At 73.6% G+C, this 15,693-nt stretch carries 15 protein-coding genes; 9 read left to right on the top strand and 6 right to left on the bottom strand.

The features are described from left to right. Positions 1-559: 559 nt before the first annotated feature. The gene (locus D581_RS0127290) at positions 560-1,252 is read right to left on the bottom strand and encodes an iron-dependent transcriptional repressor DtxR (protein WP_018960328.1); all 693 of its coding nucleotides are present in this window, start codon (positions 1,250-1,252) and stop codon (positions 560-562) included. Positions 1,253-1,472: 220 nt separating this feature from the next. Here D581_RS0127290 and D581_RS0127285 point away from each other — a divergent pair, with 220 nt between their 5' ends. Continuing rightward, the gene (locus D581_RS0127285) at positions 1,473-2,228 is read left to right on the top strand and encodes an SIS domain-containing protein (protein ID WP_018960327.1); all 756 of its coding nucleotides are present in this window, start codon (positions 1,473-1,475) and stop codon (positions 2,226-2,228) included. Between the two features lie 264 nt (positions 2,229-2,492). After that, positions 2,493-3,737, top strand: a complete 1,245-nt coding sequence (locus D581_RS0127280) for a hypothetical protein (protein ID WP_018960326.1) — start codon at positions 2,493-2,495, stop codon at positions 3,735-3,737. A 189-nt stretch (positions 3,738-3,926) separates the two neighbouring features. Here the strand turns inward: D581_RS0127280 and D581_RS0127275 are convergent, their stop codons facing one another. Next, on the bottom strand, positions 3,927-5,345 hold the full coding sequence (locus tag D581_RS0127275; protein ID WP_018960325.1) for a PAS domain-containing protein: 1,419 nt from the start codon (positions 5,343-5,345) through the stop codon (positions 3,927-3,929). 496 nt (positions 5,346-5,841) lie between these two features. Between D581_RS0127275 and D581_RS0127270 the strand changes: the two genes are divergently transcribed. Next, positions 5,842-7,299, top strand: coding sequence for a phytase (locus tag D581_RS0127270; protein WP_018960324.1), 1,458 nt, complete (start codon positions 5,842-5,844; stop codon positions 7,297-7,299). A gap of 278 nt (positions 7,300-7,577) precedes the next feature. On the opposite strand, the gene pdxH is transcribed toward D581_RS0127270, so the two are convergent. Beyond that, a complete protein-coding gene (pdxH, locus tag D581_RS0127265; protein WP_018960323.1) occupies positions 7,578-8,222 on the bottom strand; it encodes a pyridoxamine 5'-phosphate oxidase in 645 nt (214 codons plus the stop codon). A gap of 331 nt (positions 8,223-8,553) precedes the next feature. On the opposite strand from pdxH, the gene D581_RS0127260 reads away from it, so the two are divergent. Beyond that, positions 8,554-9,654, top strand: a complete 1,101-nt coding sequence (locus D581_RS0127260) for a citrate synthase 2 (RefSeq protein WP_018960322.1) — start codon at positions 8,554-8,556, stop codon at positions 9,652-9,654. Between the two features lie 154 nt (positions 9,655-9,808). Further along, a complete protein-coding gene (locus D581_RS0127255; RefSeq protein WP_018960321.1) occupies positions 9,809-10,210 on the top strand; it encodes a VOC family protein in 402 nt (133 codons plus the stop codon). Here D581_RS0127255 and D581_RS0127250 read toward each other — a convergent pair. Further along, positions 10,207-11,319 carry a sensor histidine kinase gene (locus tag D581_RS0127250; RefSeq protein WP_018960320.1) on the bottom strand — a complete coding sequence of 371 codons (1,113 nt, stop codon included), beginning with the start codon at positions 11,317-11,319 and terminating at the stop codon, positions 10,207-10,209. The two genes, D581_RS0127255 and D581_RS0127250, sit on opposite strands and share 4 nt — an antisense overlap. Positions 11,320-11,326: 7 nt before the next feature. Beyond that, positions 11,327-11,533, bottom strand: coding sequence for a hypothetical protein (locus D581_RS0127245; protein WP_018960319.1), 207 nt, complete (start codon positions 11,531-11,533; stop codon positions 11,327-11,329). Between the two features lie 123 nt (positions 11,534-11,656). On the opposite strand from D581_RS0127245, the gene D581_RS1000000141385 reads away from it, so the two are divergent. Both D581_RS1000000141385 and D581_RS0127240 read left to right on the top strand, forming a co-directional pair. Continuing rightward, positions 11,657-11,992, top strand: coding sequence for a hypothetical protein (locus tag D581_RS1000000141385; protein ID WP_158688641.1), 336 nt, complete (start codon positions 11,657-11,659; stop codon positions 11,990-11,992). After that, on the top strand, positions 11,992-12,597 hold the full coding sequence (locus D581_RS0127240; protein WP_078625944.1) for a DM13 domain-containing protein: 606 nt from the start codon (positions 11,992-11,994) through the stop codon (positions 12,595-12,597). Before D581_RS1000000141385 ends, D581_RS0127240 begins: the two co-directional genes overlap by 1 nt. Positions 12,598-12,639: 42 nt before the next feature. Here D581_RS0127240 and D581_RS0127235 read toward each other — a convergent pair whose 3' ends face one another. After that, a complete protein-coding gene (locus tag D581_RS0127235; RefSeq protein ID WP_018960317.1) occupies positions 12,640-13,305 on the bottom strand; it encodes a class I SAM-dependent methyltransferase in 666 nt (221 codons plus the stop codon). A gap of 118 nt (positions 13,306-13,423) precedes the next feature. On the opposite strand from D581_RS0127235, the gene D581_RS0127230 reads away from it, so the two are divergent. Both D581_RS0127230 and D581_RS0127225 read left to right on the top strand, forming a co-directional pair. Beyond that, positions 13,424-14,104, top strand: a complete 681-nt coding sequence (locus D581_RS0127230) for a helix-turn-helix domain-containing protein (RefSeq protein ID WP_018960316.1) — start codon at positions 13,424-13,426, stop codon at positions 14,102-14,104. A gap of 377 nt (positions 14,105-14,481) precedes the next feature. After that, positions 14,482-15,648, top strand: coding sequence for an alanine--tRNA ligase-related protein (locus tag D581_RS0127225; protein ID WP_018960315.1), 1,167 nt, complete (start codon positions 14,482-14,484; stop codon positions 15,646-15,648). Positions 15,649-15,693: the final 45 nt, after the last annotated feature.

Here is a 15,693-nt window from a genome sequence, read left to right as displayed (position 1 = left end):
GGGCCGCTCGGGGACAGGGGCCCGCGGGAACTGACCTTGAGAGCTCGGGGCTCCGGGTCAGCACAGGGGAGGAACGGCCCCGGCGCCTTCGGACGCCGGGGCCGCCCCCTGTCCGGGCACCCGGCCCGACACCCTCGACAACGATGGCAGGCCGCGGCGCGCACGGCCCCGCACCTGCCGGGATCAGGGCATTGCTCAGGGCATCCCTGGGGGTGTTCTTCAGGGCATCGAGAAGCGCGCCGGGCACCGTGCGGTGCGCGCGTTGGTACGACGGGCGCATTCCCTGCTCCCTCCCCGACCGTGCCGGCCGGAGCCGGCCGACACCCTCAGGTCCTCTGCCTGGCCTCAGCCTGGCATGTGACGCGTCCGGCCGCTGGCATTCCGGGCGGAAACCGGCGAGCGGACATCACGGTTGTGTTGCCGTGGCCGACGCACGGCCGGCCACCGGACCGATACCGGGCGACGAACGCGTCGGCACCGAGCGGCAGCCGCGTCAGCACCGAGCGGCAGCCGGGTCAGCACCGGGCGGCAGCCGGGTCAGCGCTTGGCGGCAGCCGGGTCAGCGCTTGGCGACGAAGACGTGCGAGGCGACCTCGGAGTCGAGCTCGGCCGCCTCCCCGCTGGAGCCGACCAGCACCCCGCCGGGCGACTCCGTCACGCTGACGACGGACCCGGGCTGCACCCCGGCCCTGCGCAGCGTGTACATCAGCTGGGCGTCGGTCTGGATCGGCTCCCCGATCCGGCGCACGACCACGGTCTTGCCCTCCGCGCCCGGGTCGAGCTCGGCCAGGCTCACCATGGAGTCGTCCAGGAACGGGTCGGCCCCGGCCTTCTCGCCCAGCTCCTCCAGGCCCGGGATGGGATTCCCGTACGGCGACTCCGTCGGGTGACGCAGCAGCTCCAGCACACGCCGCTCCACCGCCTCGCTCATCACGTGCTCCCAGCGGCAGGCCTCGGCGTGGACCTGCTCCCACTCCAGGCCGATGACGTCCACGAGCAGACACTCGGCGAGCCGGTGCTTGCGCATGACGCGGGTGGCGAGGCGCCGGCCCTCCTCGGTCAGCTCCAGATGGCGGTCCCCCGCGACCTGGACCAGTCCGTCGCGCTCCATGCGGGCCACCGTCTGGCTGACGGTCGGACCGCTCTGGTCCAGCCGTTCGGCGATGCGGGCGCGCATGGGGACCACGCCTTCCTCTTCCAGTTCGAGGATGGTGCGGAGATACATCTCCGTGGTGTCGATCAGTCCGGACATACGTGCCCCTCGATGCTGTGACTAGAAAACGTCGTGCGATGGCCCTGCACCAATTCTGACGCATACCGCCGACAACCGTGCCGCCCCGGTGGAAGACGGGGGGAAGTCCGTGCGGCCGGGGTCACAAGGCGCTATTGACAGTCCACTGGTCCAGACCGCAACGTGATCGGCGGCACCGGCATTCCCGCACGCCCCATCCCCCGTCGAAAGGGCTCCCCCGATGAGCGACAGCAAGCTGGCCGGTCAGTTCTTCGATGCGGCGATCGGCCTGCTGACGCGGGTGCGGGACGAGGAGGCGGACAGCATCGCCGCCGCCGGCGCGGCCGTCGCGGACACCGTCGAGTCCGGCGGCAGGCTCTTCGCCTTCGGCGCGGGCCACTCCTCACTGGCCGCCCAGGACGTCGTCTACCGTGCGGGCGGCCTGGCGCTGATGAACCTGCTCACCGTGCCCGGCGTGGTCGGCGTGGACGTCATGCCCGCCACGCTCGGCTCGGCGCTGGAGCGGGTCGACGGCCTCGCCTCGGCCGTCCTGGACTCCAGCCCCGCCACCGCCGGGGACCTCCTGGTGATCGTCTCGCTGTCCGGGCGCAACGCCCTGCCGGTCGAGATGGCCCAGAACGCCCGCGCCCTCGGGCTGAAGGTCATCGGCCTCACCTCGGTCGCGTACGCGGAGAGCACCCGCTCCCGGCACGCCTCGGGCGGCTTCCTGCGCGACCACTGCGACATCGTCCTGGACAGCAAGATCGCGATCGGCGACGCGGAGCTGACGGCCCCCGGCGTCGACGCCCCCTTCGCCCCCGCCTCGACCGTGGTGACCAGCGCGATCATGCAGGCGATGCTGGCCGCCGCCGTCGAGCGGCTGGTGGCCCGGGGCGTCGAGCCGCCGATGCTGCGCTCGGGCAACGTCGACGGCGGCCACGAGTGGAACGGCCGGGTCATGACGGAGTACCGGGACCGGATCTTCTACCGCCACTGAGCGCCTGCGCGCGACGTCGCACCACCCGGCGTCCCGCCGTTGAGCCCTCGCCGTTGAGCCCTCGCCGCTGAGATCCCGCCGCTAAGATCCCGCCGCTGAGCCCGGGCTCCGGGCCGGGTTGCCGGAAGCAGGCAGTCAGCGGGCTCCCACCGCTGCCCGTTCCCGTCCTTGTCCTTCCGCCCTCTCCCGGCCCAGGCTGAGCGCTCGGGGCGCAGGAGCGCCCCGTCGGCGAGATGTTCGGGGGTCAGGGTGAGACACGTACCCGTGTTCCGGTGGGTACTGGCCCTCGGACTGGCACTGATCACCTGGTCGGGTGTCTTGTACGCGACCAGGCCGGACTTCCCCGAGCTTGAGCAGGTCGAGCTGACGGTGCTCGACGAGAAGCCGGACGGCGCGTGCACCGTGACCTGGGTCGACCCGTACGGGGCCGGCGAACTCGAAGGGTCCTACCGGTGCGACCCCGAGCGGGAGACCACGCTGAAGGCGCCGCACTACGACGACCGGGGATTCGGGTGGGACCTGGGGTGGGTGCTGGCCGAGGGACCCGACCAGGGTGACCTGTACTCCCTGGAGGAAGACACCGCCGCCGACGACGCGCGGATCGAGCTCTCCGACGCGCTGGCGATGACCGGGCTGCCCCTGACGGTCGTCGCCGTCGTCGGCGGCAACGTCCGCTCGCTGCGCCGGGCGCGCGGCGTGCGGCCCAGGCTCGTCCGCCGGGCGACCCGGCTCATGGAGGCCGCCGAGCTGGTGGCCCAGGACCACCGCCGGGCCGAGGAAGCGGTACGGGCGGCCTGGGCGCCGCTCCACCAGGAGCTGGTGGACGGGGAGCTGGGCCGGATTCCGGTGAGCCGGATGCGGGGCCTGGCGGAGCAGCGGCTACGGGCCGCGGAGTTGGAGCGGAGCGGCGTCCGCACCGTACGGGACGTGCTCGACGCCGGGGCGTGGGCGCTGGCCCAGTTCTTCGGCATGGAGCGGGACCTGGCCGAGCAGACGGTGGCCGCGGCCCGACGGACGGCCGACACGGTGGGCCGGGAGGTGACGGTCCGGTTCGACGCGGGCCCGGATCCGCGCACCACCGCGCTGCTCGCCGCGCTCCGGGTGCTCGTGGACGCCGGGCCCGGCGCACGCCACGCGGCACGGACCGGCGGTGAGCTGGCCGCGCGGCTGGAGCCACTGCTCCTCGCCGCCGAACCCGCCGCCGGCGTGCGGGAGATGTTGAGGACCTCGCCGTACGAGCGCGAGAACGTCCTGTCGGCGGTGCACAAGCTGCGCCTCGTGCTGACCGAGGCCGAACGGGAGGGCGCGGCGGAGCGGTTCGCGCAGGCATCGGTCGACCTGCTGCGCGGCCCGGACACGGACGCGGACGAACTGGCCACCTGGGCGGAGTTCGAGGCCCGGCCGGCGCAGTACTACGGGGCGCTCGCGGAGGCCGTCGGGGAGAACGCCCCTGCGCCGCCCCGGGATCCCGAGCGGCCCAGGGCGGGCAGCCGTCGCAGGCGCGGGTGAGACCACGGGCGCCCGGCCCGTGACCGCCCGGCTCAGGGGCGCCCGGCTCGTGGGCGGGGCCGGCGCGGGCACGGGTGAGACGCGGCGGGTCCGTCCGTGCTCCTGCCTGCCCCACCCCGTGCGCCTGCCGGCTGGGTCGGGCGGGACCGGCGGTGAAGCGCCTGCCGGAAGCGCGCGCCGAGAGGCCGCCTACGTCCCCGCCGTCACCTGGGCGAGGTCGACCGCTCCCGCGACCCGGGCCGCGACCGTCTCCGCGTACGCCGCGTCGGCACGTTCAAAGGCGGACCGGTTCGCCGCGCGGAGGAACGTCAGCACGCCCAGCGTCCGGCCCCGGCTGCGGAGCACCGCGCAGAGCGCGTGCGCCGCGTCGCGGGGCCAGCAGCGTTCCGCCGCCCAGGCGTGCGCCGCGTCCCCGGTGCCCGCGCTCGTCCGGACGGAGCCGGTGCGCTCGACCGACCGGAGGGCCGGGTGGCCGGGGCCGTAGCGGGCCGGTACAGAGCCGCCGGACACCGGGAGGCAGGGGCCGGGAGCGTCAAAGGGCGTGGCGGCCGTACGCACCAGCCGCTCGCCCGCCACCAGGTCGACCAGGACGTGGTCGGCGAACCCGGCGAGTGCGAAGTCCAGCAGGGCGGTCGCCGCCTCCATCGGGTCCTCGCACTCGGAGGCCGTACGGGCGGCCCGGTGCAGCTGGCTCGTCCGGAACCGCAGCCGATCGGCCTCCCGCTCCGCGAGCTTCGCGGCGGTGACGTCCCGGAACAGCCACCCCACCCCGAGCGGGACCGGTTCCTCCGTCAGCGGCGAGGCCAGCCGCAGGAACCCGCTGCGCCAGCACCGGCGCCGTTCGCCCTCGGCCGTCCGCAGGCTCACCCACAGCTCGGCCGGGGCGGCCGGGGCGCCTTCGGCGAGCACATGGTGCAGGGCCGCCTCCAGCTCCTCGACGCCCTGGACCACCAGTTCGCCGAGCGGACGGCCGAGGAGAGCGGTGCGGCCCCCGCCGAGCGCGCGGGCCGCGTACGCGTTGACGACCGTCGGACGCAGGTCGACGTCGACGAGGACCACGCCCCAGGACACGTCCTCCAGCAGCGCCTCGCTCAGCGCGATGGCCCGCTCCAGGTCGATCTGGGCGTGCACCTCGCTGAACGCGCAGTAGACCCCGGCGGGCTTCCCGTCCGCGCCACGCACCCCGGCGGACTGGGTCCGCACCAGCACCCGGCCGCCGTCCTTGCGCAGCAGCGCGAACTCGTGCACCTGCCGTCCCGGCGCGTCCATGGCCGACATCAGCCGCGCCCGCACCTCGTCCGCGTCGGCCCTGCGCACCGCCCAGCCCGCGAAGCCGTTGCGTCCCACGGCCTCGTGCGCCGTCCAGCCCAGGACGCGTTCGGCCTCGCGGTTCCAGTGGGTGACCGTGCCGGCCGCGTCGAACGCGCAGAGCGCGGCGTCCATGCCGTCGAGCAACGCCGCCAGCAGTTCGGACCCGGGAGGCTCACCGGGGGTTCCGCCCTCGCCGGCCGGGGGCCCGGGGTCCGCGGAGCACCCGGGGGGCCCGCCGCCGGGATCCTCGTCCGGCCCGAGCTCGTCGGTGGTCCCGCTGCTGCTGAAAGCACCCACTCCGCACCCCCCGCGACACGTGTCGGCCGTTCCCCCACGCGTCGCCGCGTGTATTGCTGCACGTCAGACCATTCAACTCGAACGTGACCCAGCACACATCAACTTCGCCGAAAATCATTTCCCCCACCGGTGGACTCCCCTCGCTTCCCATCGCTTTCACGCCACACCGCGAGCGAACACGGCCGGGCCCCGTCGATCCCTCCGGCGTGGGGAGTTCACCGGCATCACGGCGGTGCGTGGTGACGACGTCACACGGAGTCCACCGGCCCCGCCCATCCTTGGGTCGCCCTCGCCGTCGCACACGCTCTGGCACCCGCCCTCCTCGTACGCCCCGGGTCGTCTTCGCACGTCTCGGGTCACCCCGGGCCGCCCCGGCACGCCGCGGACCCGGCCGCTCCAGGCCCGCACAGCCCCTCCCGCCAGCTCTGCCGCTCCCAGCCGCACCCGGCCCCGCCCCGCTCCGCTCCTCCGACCCTCGACCGCAAGGAGCTCCTCCGTGACGCCCTTCCGCACCACACGCCCTACAGCGACGGGGGCGACGACCGCCCTCGTCGTCTGCGCCGCGCTCGCGACACTCATCGCCGCCGCGCCCGCACCCGCCGCGCCCTCGGTTCCCGCCGCGCCCTCGGTTCCGGCAGCCCGGCAGGGCGGCCCCGGGCCGCTCCCCGCCGTCACCCCGCGCGCCGAGACCGCCACGCTGTACGACGACGAGCAGGGCGGCAACGCCAACGCGGACGACCCCGCGATCTGGCGCAATCCCGTCGCTCCGGACGACAGCCTGGTGATCGCCACCGCCAAGGAGGGCGGGCTGCGGGTCTACGGTCTGGACGCCCGGCTGGTGCAGTCGCTCCCCGCGCCGGCCGCGCCCGGCCCCGACGACGCCCCGGGCCGCTTCAACAACGTCGACCTGGTCCACGGACTGCGGCTGTCCCCGGGCGGGGCGGCGGACCTGGCCGTCACCTCCGACCGCGGCCACGACCGGCTGCGCATCCACCGCATCGATCCGTCCCGGCCGGGCGGCCCGCTGACCGACGTCACCGACCCGGCCGCGCCCCGGGTGTTCTCCGCCGATCAGGACGAGGTCGACGAGCAGGCGACGGCGTACGGCCTGGCCACCTGGACGGACCGCCGCAGCGGTCGTTCGTACGCGCTGGCCAGCCGGCGCAACCGCACCTCGGTCGCGCTGCTGGAACTGCTCCCGACCCGGTCCGGCACCGTGACGTACCGCAAGGTCCGGAGCCTCGACCTGCCCTCCGTGTTCCGGCTGCCCGACGGCACGTCCTGGACGCCGTGCGGTGAACCGGGCGAGCTGCCCCAGGTCGAGGGGATGGTGGTCGACCCGGCCGACGGCACGCTCTACGCGGGCCAGGAGGACGTGGGTGTCTGGCGGATGCCCGCCGACCTGCGGGGGAAGCCGGTGCTGGTCGACAAGGTCCGCGAGTACGGCGTGCCGGGGACGTACGACGAGGAGAGCGAGGAGTGCGCCCCCGGTGAGGACCCGGGCTTCGGCGGCACGCGGATCTCGGCCGACGTGGAGGGGCTGACCCTGCTCCCCGAGCGGAACGGCGACCGGTATCTGCTGGCCTCCAGCCAGGGCGACGACACCTTCGCCGTGTACGCCCGCCGGACCGACCGCGAGAAGGGGTCCGACCGCGAGAACGGGGCCGGTCGCGAGAACGGGGCCCTCCCCCGGTACGCGGGCGGCTTCCGCGTGACGGCGGCCTCGGCGACGCTCGACGGGTCCGAGGTCTGCGACGGCGCGGCGGTGCTGAACGCACCGCTCGGCAGCCGGTACCCGGGCGGCCTGCTCGTCGTCCAGGACGGCAGCGCCACCCCGGGGCAGGACGGGCGGGAGGCCACCGGCTTCAAATTCGTCGACCTGAGGAAGGTCCGGGGCGCGCTGGGACTCACGGGCACCGGGGGAAAGACCGGCGCGGAGAAAGTCACCGGATAAATCGGTTGAACCGCGATCCGGGACGCTCCTAGGCTGTGGGCACACAGGAAAGGAGGTGTTCAAGAAGTGATTTCTTCTCGGACTCGTGAGGTGACTGCGGGCTGACGCCCGTCGTCGCACTCTTTCTGCAGTGCAGGCCGGACGCCGGCCAATCCCAAGCAGTCACCGACCCGCAGGCTCGCCGGTAAGTCCGGCCGGCTCCTCTGTGCACGGAGGAACCAGAGCCTGCGGGTTTCTGCGTTTCCCGGCCCCGCAAAAAAGCGCTTACGGCGGCAGGATCACGGGCAGAGCCGCTCCACGCGCCACTTACCGGCGCCCGGCTCGTCGCCGCCCTCCCTCACGTACCGCAGCCGGTCGTGCAGCCGGTTCTCGTGCCCCTGCCAGAACTCGATCGTCTCGGGCACCACCCGGAAGCCGCCCCAGTGCGGCGGGGCCGGGACCTTCTCGCCCTCGGGGTAGCGGGCGGCCAGCTCCTCGTACCGGCGGATCAGCTCCTCGCGGGAGCCGACGACGGTGGACTGGGCGCTGGCCCACGCGCCGAGCTGGGAGCCGTGCGGGCGGGTACGGAAGTAGCCCACGGTCTCGGCGCGGGAGGTGCGCAGGGCGGTGCCGGTGACGATGACCTGGCGGGCCAGCGGGTGCCAGGGGAACAGCAGCGAGACGTACGGGTTGGCGGCCAGCTCGCGGCCCTTGCGGGAGTCGTAGTTCGTGAAGAAGACGAAGCCCCGGTCGTCGTACTGCTTGAGGAGCACGGTGCGCGAGGACGGGCGGCCGTCCGGGGCGGCGGTGGAGACGATCATCGCGTTGGGCTCGTGCAGCACCCCGCCGGCGGCGACCTGGCGGAACCAGCGGGCGAACTGGTCCATCGGATCGGGGCTGAGGTCGTGCTCGGTGAAGTCCTCCGAGCGGTACTGCTCGCGCATCGCCGCCGGATCGGTGGTGCAATCGTCAGGGAGGGATCCCGAGGAATCTTCTGGTGTGGGCACAGGCCCATCCTGCCGCAGCGGCTCAGTGTGCCCGGCGGGGAGGGCCCGTAACCACGCACCGCCGAAATGGAGCCCTGTGCCGGATGTCACGCTTCCCCGCTCCGTGGGAACCCGCCAATATCTTGGGGCAGGCCCCTGGGGTCTTCGCACAGCGGCGGCCTCCCGGGTACACGCACGCACCTTCGGGTACATGCACACTCCGTACGCCACGGCCGCCGATCCGGGTCTGCCGCCCGCCCGCCGCCCGCCGAACCGAGGGAGCCGCCTGATGTCCGACTTCGTACCCGGCCTTGAGGGAGTCGTCGCATTCGAAACGGAGATCGCCGAACCGGACAAGGAAGGCGGTTCGCTCCGTTACCGCGGGGTCGACATCGAGGATCTCGTCGGCCATGTCTCGTTCGGAAACGTGTGGGGCCTGCTGGTGGACGGGGCGTTCAACCCCGGGCTGCCGCCCGCCGAGCCGTTCCCGCTCCCCGTGCACTCCGGTGACATCCGGGTCGACGTGCAGTCGGCGCTGGCGATGCTGGCCCCCGTCTGGGGTCTGAAGCCGCTGCTGGACATCGACGAGGCGACCGCCCGCGACGACCTCGCGCGGGCGGCTGTGATGGCGCTGTCCTACGTCGCCCAGTCGGCACGCGGCCAGGGGCGGCCGATGGTGCCGCAGAGCGAGATCGACAAGGCGGGGTCGGTGGTGGAGCGGTTCATGATCCGCTGGCGCGGCGAGCCGGACCCGAAGCACGTGAAGGCGGTCGACGCGTACTGGACGTCGGCGGCCGAGCACGGCATGAACGCCTCGACGTTCACGGCCCGGGTCATCGCCTCGACGGGCGCGGACGTCGCGGCCGCCCTGTCCGGGGCGGTGGGCGCGATGTCGGGCCCGCTGCACGGCGGCGCCCCGTCCCGGGTCCTCGGCATGATCGAGGAGATCGAGCGTACGGGCGACGCGAGCGCGTACGTGAAGCAGGCCCTGGACCGGGGCGAACGCCTGATGGGCTTCGGCCACCGCGTCTACCGCGCCGAGGACCCCCGCGCCCGCGTCCTGCGCCGCACGGCCCGCGAGCTGGCCGCCCCGCGCTTCGAGGTGGCGGAGGCGCTGGAGAAGGCGGCGCTGGAGGAGCTGCACGCGCGGCGTCCGGACCGGGTCCTGGCGACGAACGTGGAGTTCTGGGCAGCGATCGTGCTGGACTTCGCGGAGGTCCCGGCGCCCATGTTCACGTCGATGTTCACCTGTGCCCGTACGGCGGGCTGGTCGGCGCACATCCTGGAGCAGAAGCGCACGGGCCGCCTGGTGCGCCCGTCGGCGACGTACATCGGCCCGGGGACGCGGGACCCGCGCGAGATCGAGGGGTACGACGCCATCACGGAGTGAGAGGGGCGGGGCGGACGCGGGGCTCGCGGCTGGTGAAGGCGCGGGTACGGGGTAGGCGTACCGGCACACCCCGGGTACGGGGTAGGCGTACTGGCACACCCCCGCACGCCCCGCACATCTCGACCTCATCATCCCCGGAGCGAGGAGGCTCACCATGACCACCCCCCGACCGTCTCTGACCCTCTCCAGCACGGTGCTCGACGCCCCTGACGCGGCGGAGCTGGCGGACTTCTACCGCCGCCTCCTGGGGTGGGAGCCGGTGCAGGAGGAGCCGGGGTGGGTGAAGCTCCTCCCGCCCGGCGGCGGCTCCGGCCTGGGCTTCCAGACGGAGAAGGCGTACGTGCCTCCGATCTGGCCCGCGTCCCCCGGCGACCAGCTGATGATGCTGCACCTGGACTTCGAGGTGACGGACCTGGAGGCAGGCGTGGCCCACGCGGTGGCGGAGGGCGCGACGCCTGCGGAGTTCCAGCCGCAGCACGACGTACGGGTGCTGTTCGACCCGGTGGGCCATCCGTTCTGCCTGTTCGTCAACGACCCGGCCCCGGGCCGGTCCTAAGCGCGTGTCGCGGGCAGGGTGACTTCGAAGCGGCAGCCGCCCATCACGTTGCGTACGGCGGCCCGGCCCTGGTGGGCTTCGACGATGCCCGCCACGATGGCCAGGCCGAGTCCCGCTCCCGCCGGCGGCGTACGGGCGTGGTTGCCGCGCCAGCCGGTGTCGAAGACGCGTGGCAGGTCCTCCTCGGGGATTCCGCCGCAGCTGTCGGTGACGGACAGGACGACACCGTAGTCGGTGCGCCGCGCGGCCACCGCGACCGTGCCGTCGGAGGGCGTGCGGTGGATCGCGTTCACCAGGAGGTTGCCCAGAACGCGGCTCATCTCCTTGCTGTCGACCTCCACCGGCACACAGTCGACCGTCTCGCCGACCAGCCGCACTCCGTGCTCCCGGGCGAGCGGGTCGGCCCCGGCCATGGCGTCGGCGACCAGGTCGTAGACGGAGATCCGGGCGCGGCTCAGGGCGAGGGCGCCCGCGTGGATGCGGGACAGCTCGAAGAGGTCGCCGACCAGGGTGTCGAGGCGTTCGACCTCGGAGCGGATCTGGCGCAGATAGCGGTCGGGCTCGGCGGCCACACCGTCCTCCAGGGCCTCGGACATGGCGCGCAGCCCCGCGAGCGGCGTACGCAGGTCGTGCGAGATCCAGGCCACCAGCTCTCGCCGTGATGTCTCCAGGGCGCGTTCACGGTCCCTCGACTCCGCCAGCTTGGCGCTGCTGGACTCCAGCTCCGCGCTCAGCGCCGTCAGTTCCGCGGTCGCCGCCCGCGCGGGCGCGGCGAAGCTGCCGCCGTCGCCGAACGAGCGGGCCGCCTCGGTCAGGGCCAGGCTGCGGGCGACCACCCAGCGGCCGAGCAGCAGCGCGGTGGCGAGGGAGACCACGGCGGCCATCGCCACGACGATCACGATCACGTTCAGGTCGTGCGGCGACAGGAACATCTCCCAGGCCACGGCCAGGGTTCCGAGCAGCATCGCGAGGACCGCGACGGCGGCGACGACCGTGAGGGTGACCACGAGGGAACGGTGCCGCAGGAGCCGCAGCGCCAGGGCGCCGAGCAGACCGGCCACCGCGGCGCCCAGGAAGGCCAGCAGGGCGATGATGAGTATGTCCAGCACGGGTCCGTCAGCCTTCGGTCGTCGTGGAGTGCCCCGGCCGGCCGGACCTGCGCCGCGCGGCGCACGCCGGGGCCGCCGGCCCGTCGTCGGCGCGGGTGACGTGGACGGCGCGTCCCGGGTGCCCCGCGACGGCCCCGGCCAGGGTCGGGCCGTCGTCCACGACGAGGTCCACGACGAGCACGCGGAGCCCGGCGTCCGGCGGTGGTGTCTGCATGGCCCCAGCCTCGCACCGGTCGACGGCGCCCGGGGCGTCCGGCCCTGGTCCAGCCGTCGACGTCCCGCTTTCGTAAGAACTTGAAGTCCCTTATGCCCGCTTCGCGTTCATAGAGTGGTGGGCATGCCCTTCACCTTGTCCGGCGACGCCGACGACCCCTGCCGCAGCGCCTCCCCGCAGTCCCCGCCCCCGCACTCTTCCCCTTCCGCGCTCTCTTCCCCGTCCGCGACTCCGCTGTCGGGGACGCCCGCCCCCGTCGCGTTACGGGTCGGGGACGAGGTGTTCCACTACCGCGAGGGCGACAACCCGGGAATCGTCGTCGGCGTACGAAGACCCTGGTGGGCCCTGTTCGGGCGCGTCTACTGGGTCCAGTGGCGCGCGGGCGTCCTTCCCGTACCGATGCACACGGGGTTACGGCTCGCACCCGACGACCGGCAGGCCCGAAGAGAGGCGAGATGATGACGACGCACGATCCGCAGCGCCCGGACGCTCCGAAGCGACGGCGATCGCGATCGCGCGGGCCGGTGCTCGCCGCCGCGCTGATCGCCGCCACGCTGGCCGTGAGTGGGGGTCTGTACTGGTTCCAGCCGTGGAAGCTGTGGCAGGACGAGACCGTACGCGAGGAACTGGCCGTCCCCACCGCCCCGCCGGAGACCGCGCCGCCTTCCCCCGGCGCCTCCCGGTCCACAGCACCACCGGCGCCGCCGGGACCGGAGACGCTGGCGACGGGTGAGCTGATCAGCCACGAACACCGCACGAGGGGCACGGTCAAGGTGGTCCGCCTGCCCGACGGCTCGCGCACTCTGCGTCTGGAGGGCCTGGACACCAGCAACGGCCCCGATCTGCACGTCTGGATCACCGACGCTCCGGTCAAGGAAGGCAGAGCGGGCTGGAGCGTGTTCGACGACGGCGCTCACGAGAGTCTCGGCAAGCTCAAGGGCAACAAGGGCGACCAGAACTACGCCCTGCCGGCCGGCATCGACCTCGAAGAGTTCACCAGCGTGAGCATCTGGTGCGCCCGCTTCAGCGTCTCCTTCGGGGCGGCCGAACTCGCCCCTGCCTGAACCCGGTCCGGCGGACGTCCGCCTGCCACGCCCGAGGGCGGCTCAGTCCCGGGTGTCGGCGCGTCGGACGGCGATGACGTTGTCGGTCACGGTCGCCGTCTCACCGCCGGGCCCCGTGGCGGTCCGGCGGGGCGCGTGGCACAGCTCGGTCCGCCACCCGTCGCCGAGCCGCAGGGACGCGAGTACGTCGTCGGGGGCGGGGAAGCGTACGTCCTCGTGGCCGTCCCGCCAGGACCAGGGAGCGAGCGAGGCGTGCTCGACCAACACCAACAGGCCGCCCGGGGCGACGGCCCCGACGGCCCGCCGGAGTACCTGCTCGCGGGGGATCTCCACAGGGGTGTGGAAATAGCTGGCGGTCACCAGATCGAAGGTCCCGTCGGGGAAGGTCCGGGCCAGGTCGTGCCGGCTCGGGTGGACACGGTCGGTCAGCCCGGCCGCGGCGGCCCCGGCGGCGACCCGGCCCAGGGCGGTGGACGAGACGTCGACGGCGGTGACGTCCCAGCCGAGCGAGGCGAGCCAGAGCGCGTCGCCGCCGTGCCCGCACCCCAGGTCCAGCGCCCGTCCGCCGCCGCCCGGTGCGGGGGCCAGGGCGGTGATGACCTCGGCGAGGACCGCGTTGGGGCGAGTGCCCCACTGTGCGTCGATGCCGGCGTAGTGGTTCTCCCAGAAGGCGGCGGAGTCGGTGACGCCGGTGGTGTCGCTGCCCATGGCTGTTCCCTTCATGCCCGATGAGGCCGCTCCGGACGAGCCGCCCCGCTGGACAGAAAGGTGCGCCGCGGCCTGCCACACTTGCAAGCTCCCATGCCGTTTCGGCAACCTGGCGGGCATGGCAGCCGAAGAAGACGCGGTACGACAGACGCCCAAGGACACCGGCAACGCCAAGGACACCGGCAACGCCAAGGACACCGGAAGCGCCAAGGACGGCGTCCTGGCGGCAGTGGGCCCCCGCCTCCGCGACCTGCGGCGCAGGCACGGGATGACCCTCGCCGAGCTGGCCGAGCGGACCGGGATCAACGAGAGCACCCTGTCCCGCCTGGAGGGCGGCACGCGCAAGCCGACGCTGGAGTTGCTGCTGCCGCTGGCGGAGGTCCACGCGGTGCCGCTGGACGAACTGGTGGGCGCGCCCCGCACGGGCGACCCGCGCATCCACCTCCGCCCGGTCACCCGCGACGGCCTCACCTACGTACCGCTCAGCCGCCCCGGCGGCGTCCAGGCCCACAAGCTGCTGATCCCGCCGGGACCGGACACCGAGCCGACCCTGCGGACCCACGAGGGCTTCGAGTGGTTGTACGTGCTGGCCGGGCGGCTGCGGCTGATCCTGGGCGAACGGACGCTGGTCCTGAAGCCGGGCGAGGCGGCCGAGTTCGACACCCACGTGCCGCACTGGCTCGGCCCCGACGACGACCGGACGGTGGAACTCCTGGTCCTCTTCGGCCACCAGGGCGAACGGGCCCACCTGAGGGCCCGCCAGGGGCCGGAGCGGGGGCCGGCCGAGGGCGGGACCTGAGCCCCGCCGCCCGCGCGCCGAGGCCGGCGGGGTGGACGGCCCCGAGGCCGCCCCCACGCCCCAACGGCACCGGCACCGGCACCGGCACCGGGCAACCCGGCACGGGCCCACCCGCCGACGGCCACCCGTCGCCCCGCTGAATTCACGTGCCCCGGTGGCCGGGGCGAGCTAGGCTCGGCCGCATGAACGTCACCGGCCTCAGCACCACCGCGACCGCGCGAGCGACCAGCTCGCCGGTTGCCGCCGCCTGACCTTCACACCCCCCGGCGACCGGAAACGGTCCGTCGGCAGTGCCGTGGCGCCCCTGGCCCCGGCCGGGTGACCGAACGGTCCCGTTCTCCGGTGCCTCCCCGCCGCAACGCGAAGGAGCCCCACCCATGCGCACGGACCAGCTGGTCAGCACGTTCGTCGAGTACTACGAGGAGCGCGGCCACCGCCGCATCACCGGCTCGACCCTGCTGCCACCCGACGGCGACCCCGTACTCTTCACCACCTCCGGCATGCACCCACTCACGCCGTACCTGGAGGGCCGCCCCCACCCGCTGGGCCGGCGGCTGGTGAACGTACAGCGCTGTCTGCGCACCACGGACCTGGACGAGGTCGGCGACGCCACGCACCTGACGGTCTTCCAGATGCTCGGCACCTGGTCGCTGGGCGACTACGGGGGCCCGCTCAGCCTCGACTGGGGGTACGGGCTGCTCACCGAGGGCCTGGGCGTCGATCCCGGTCTGCTGCACGCCACCGCCTTCGCCGGTGACGGCCGGACCGGTCCGGACAGCGCCTCCGTCGACCTGTGGCAGGGCCTCGGCGTCCCCGTGGAACTCACCGTGGAGGACAACTGGTGGTCCAACGGATCGGCCGGTCCCTGCGGCCCCGACTCGGAGATCTTCCTGTGGACCGGCGAAGGCCCGCCGCAGTCGACGCCCACCCGTGACGACCGCTGGGTCGAGGTGTGGAACCACGTCACGATGACCCACCGCCGCCTCGGCGACGGCTCCCTCGTCCCGCTTCCCCAGCGCAACGTCGACACCGGCCTCGGCCTGGAGCGGCTGGCCTCCCTGCTCCAGGGCAAGCCGTCCGTCTTCGCCTGCGACGTCTTCGCCCCCTGGCGCCGCCTGGTGCCCGCCCTGTGGCCGCTGGACGAGCCGTCACTGCGCCTGGTCTGCGACCACCTTCGCTCGGCCGTCGTGGTGCTCGGAGACGGCGTACGCCCGGCCAACTCGGGGCGGGGCTACGTGCTGCGCCGCCTGGTACGACGGGTGCTCACCCTGCTGTGGCGCGATGATCCCTCGCGCAGCGTCGGGGACCTGCCGGAGGAACTGGTCGAGCACACCCTGGACCACTTCCGGCAGACCCTGCGCCCGGGCGATGTGATCGAAATGCTTCTCGAAGAGGAACACCGGTTCCGCGGGCTCCTGGAGCGCGGCCGAGGGGTGATCGCCAAGCCCAGGTTCCAAGGCCCGCTGACCGAGGAGGACTTCCACTACCTCCACGACACCCATGGGCTGCCGCGCGAGCTGGTCCTGAACCTGCGCGAGGAGTGAGGAGGTGAAGCGGATCGCCCCCGCCGGACTTGGCACACTGCGGGG

The sequence above is a fragment of the Streptomyces sp. CNB091 genome (assembly GCF_000377965.1).
This window is presented reverse-complemented; position numbering and strand designations above follow the sequence as displayed.

Coding starts and splice junctions, on each gene's coding strand:
- D581_RS0127290 (WP_018960328.1), bottom strand. CDS start 1,252: ATGTCCGGACTGATCGACACCACGGAGATGTATCTCCGCACCATCCTC.
- D581_RS0127285 (WP_018960327.1), top strand. CDS start 1,473: ATGAGCGACAGCAAGCTGGCCGGTCAGTTCTTCGATGCGGCGATCGGC.
- pdxH (WP_018960323.1), bottom strand. CDS start 8,222: ATGCGCGAGCAGTACCGCTCGGAGGACTTCACCGAGCACGACCTCAGC.
- D581_RS0127260 (WP_018960322.1), top strand. CDS start 8,554: ATGTCCGACTTCGTACCCGGCCTTGAGGGAGTCGTCGCATTCGAAACG.
- D581_RS0127255 (WP_018960321.1), top strand. CDS start 9,809: ATGACCACCCCCCGACCGTCTCTGACCCTCTCCAGCACGGTGCTCGAC.
- D581_RS0127245 (WP_018960319.1), bottom strand. CDS start 11,533: ATGCAGACACCACCGCCGGACGCCGGGCTCCGCGTGCTCGTCGTGGAC.
- D581_RS1000000141385 (WP_158688641.1), top strand. CDS start 11,657: ATGCCCTTCACCTTGTCCGGCGACGCCGACGACCCCTGCCGCAGCGCC.
- D581_RS0127240 (WP_078625944.1), top strand. CDS start 11,992: ATGACGACGCACGATCCGCAGCGCCCGGACGCTCCGAAGCGACGGCGA.
- D581_RS0127235 (WP_018960317.1), bottom strand. CDS start 13,305: ATGGGCAGCGACACCACCGGCGTCACCGACTCCGCCGCCTTCTGGGAG.
- D581_RS0127230 (WP_018960316.1), top strand. CDS start 13,424: ATGGCAGCCGAAGAAGACGCGGTACGACAGACGCCCAAGGACACCGGC.
- D581_RS0127225 (WP_018960315.1), top strand. CDS start 14,482: ATGCGCACGGACCAGCTGGTCAGCACGTTCGTCGAGTACTACGAGGAG.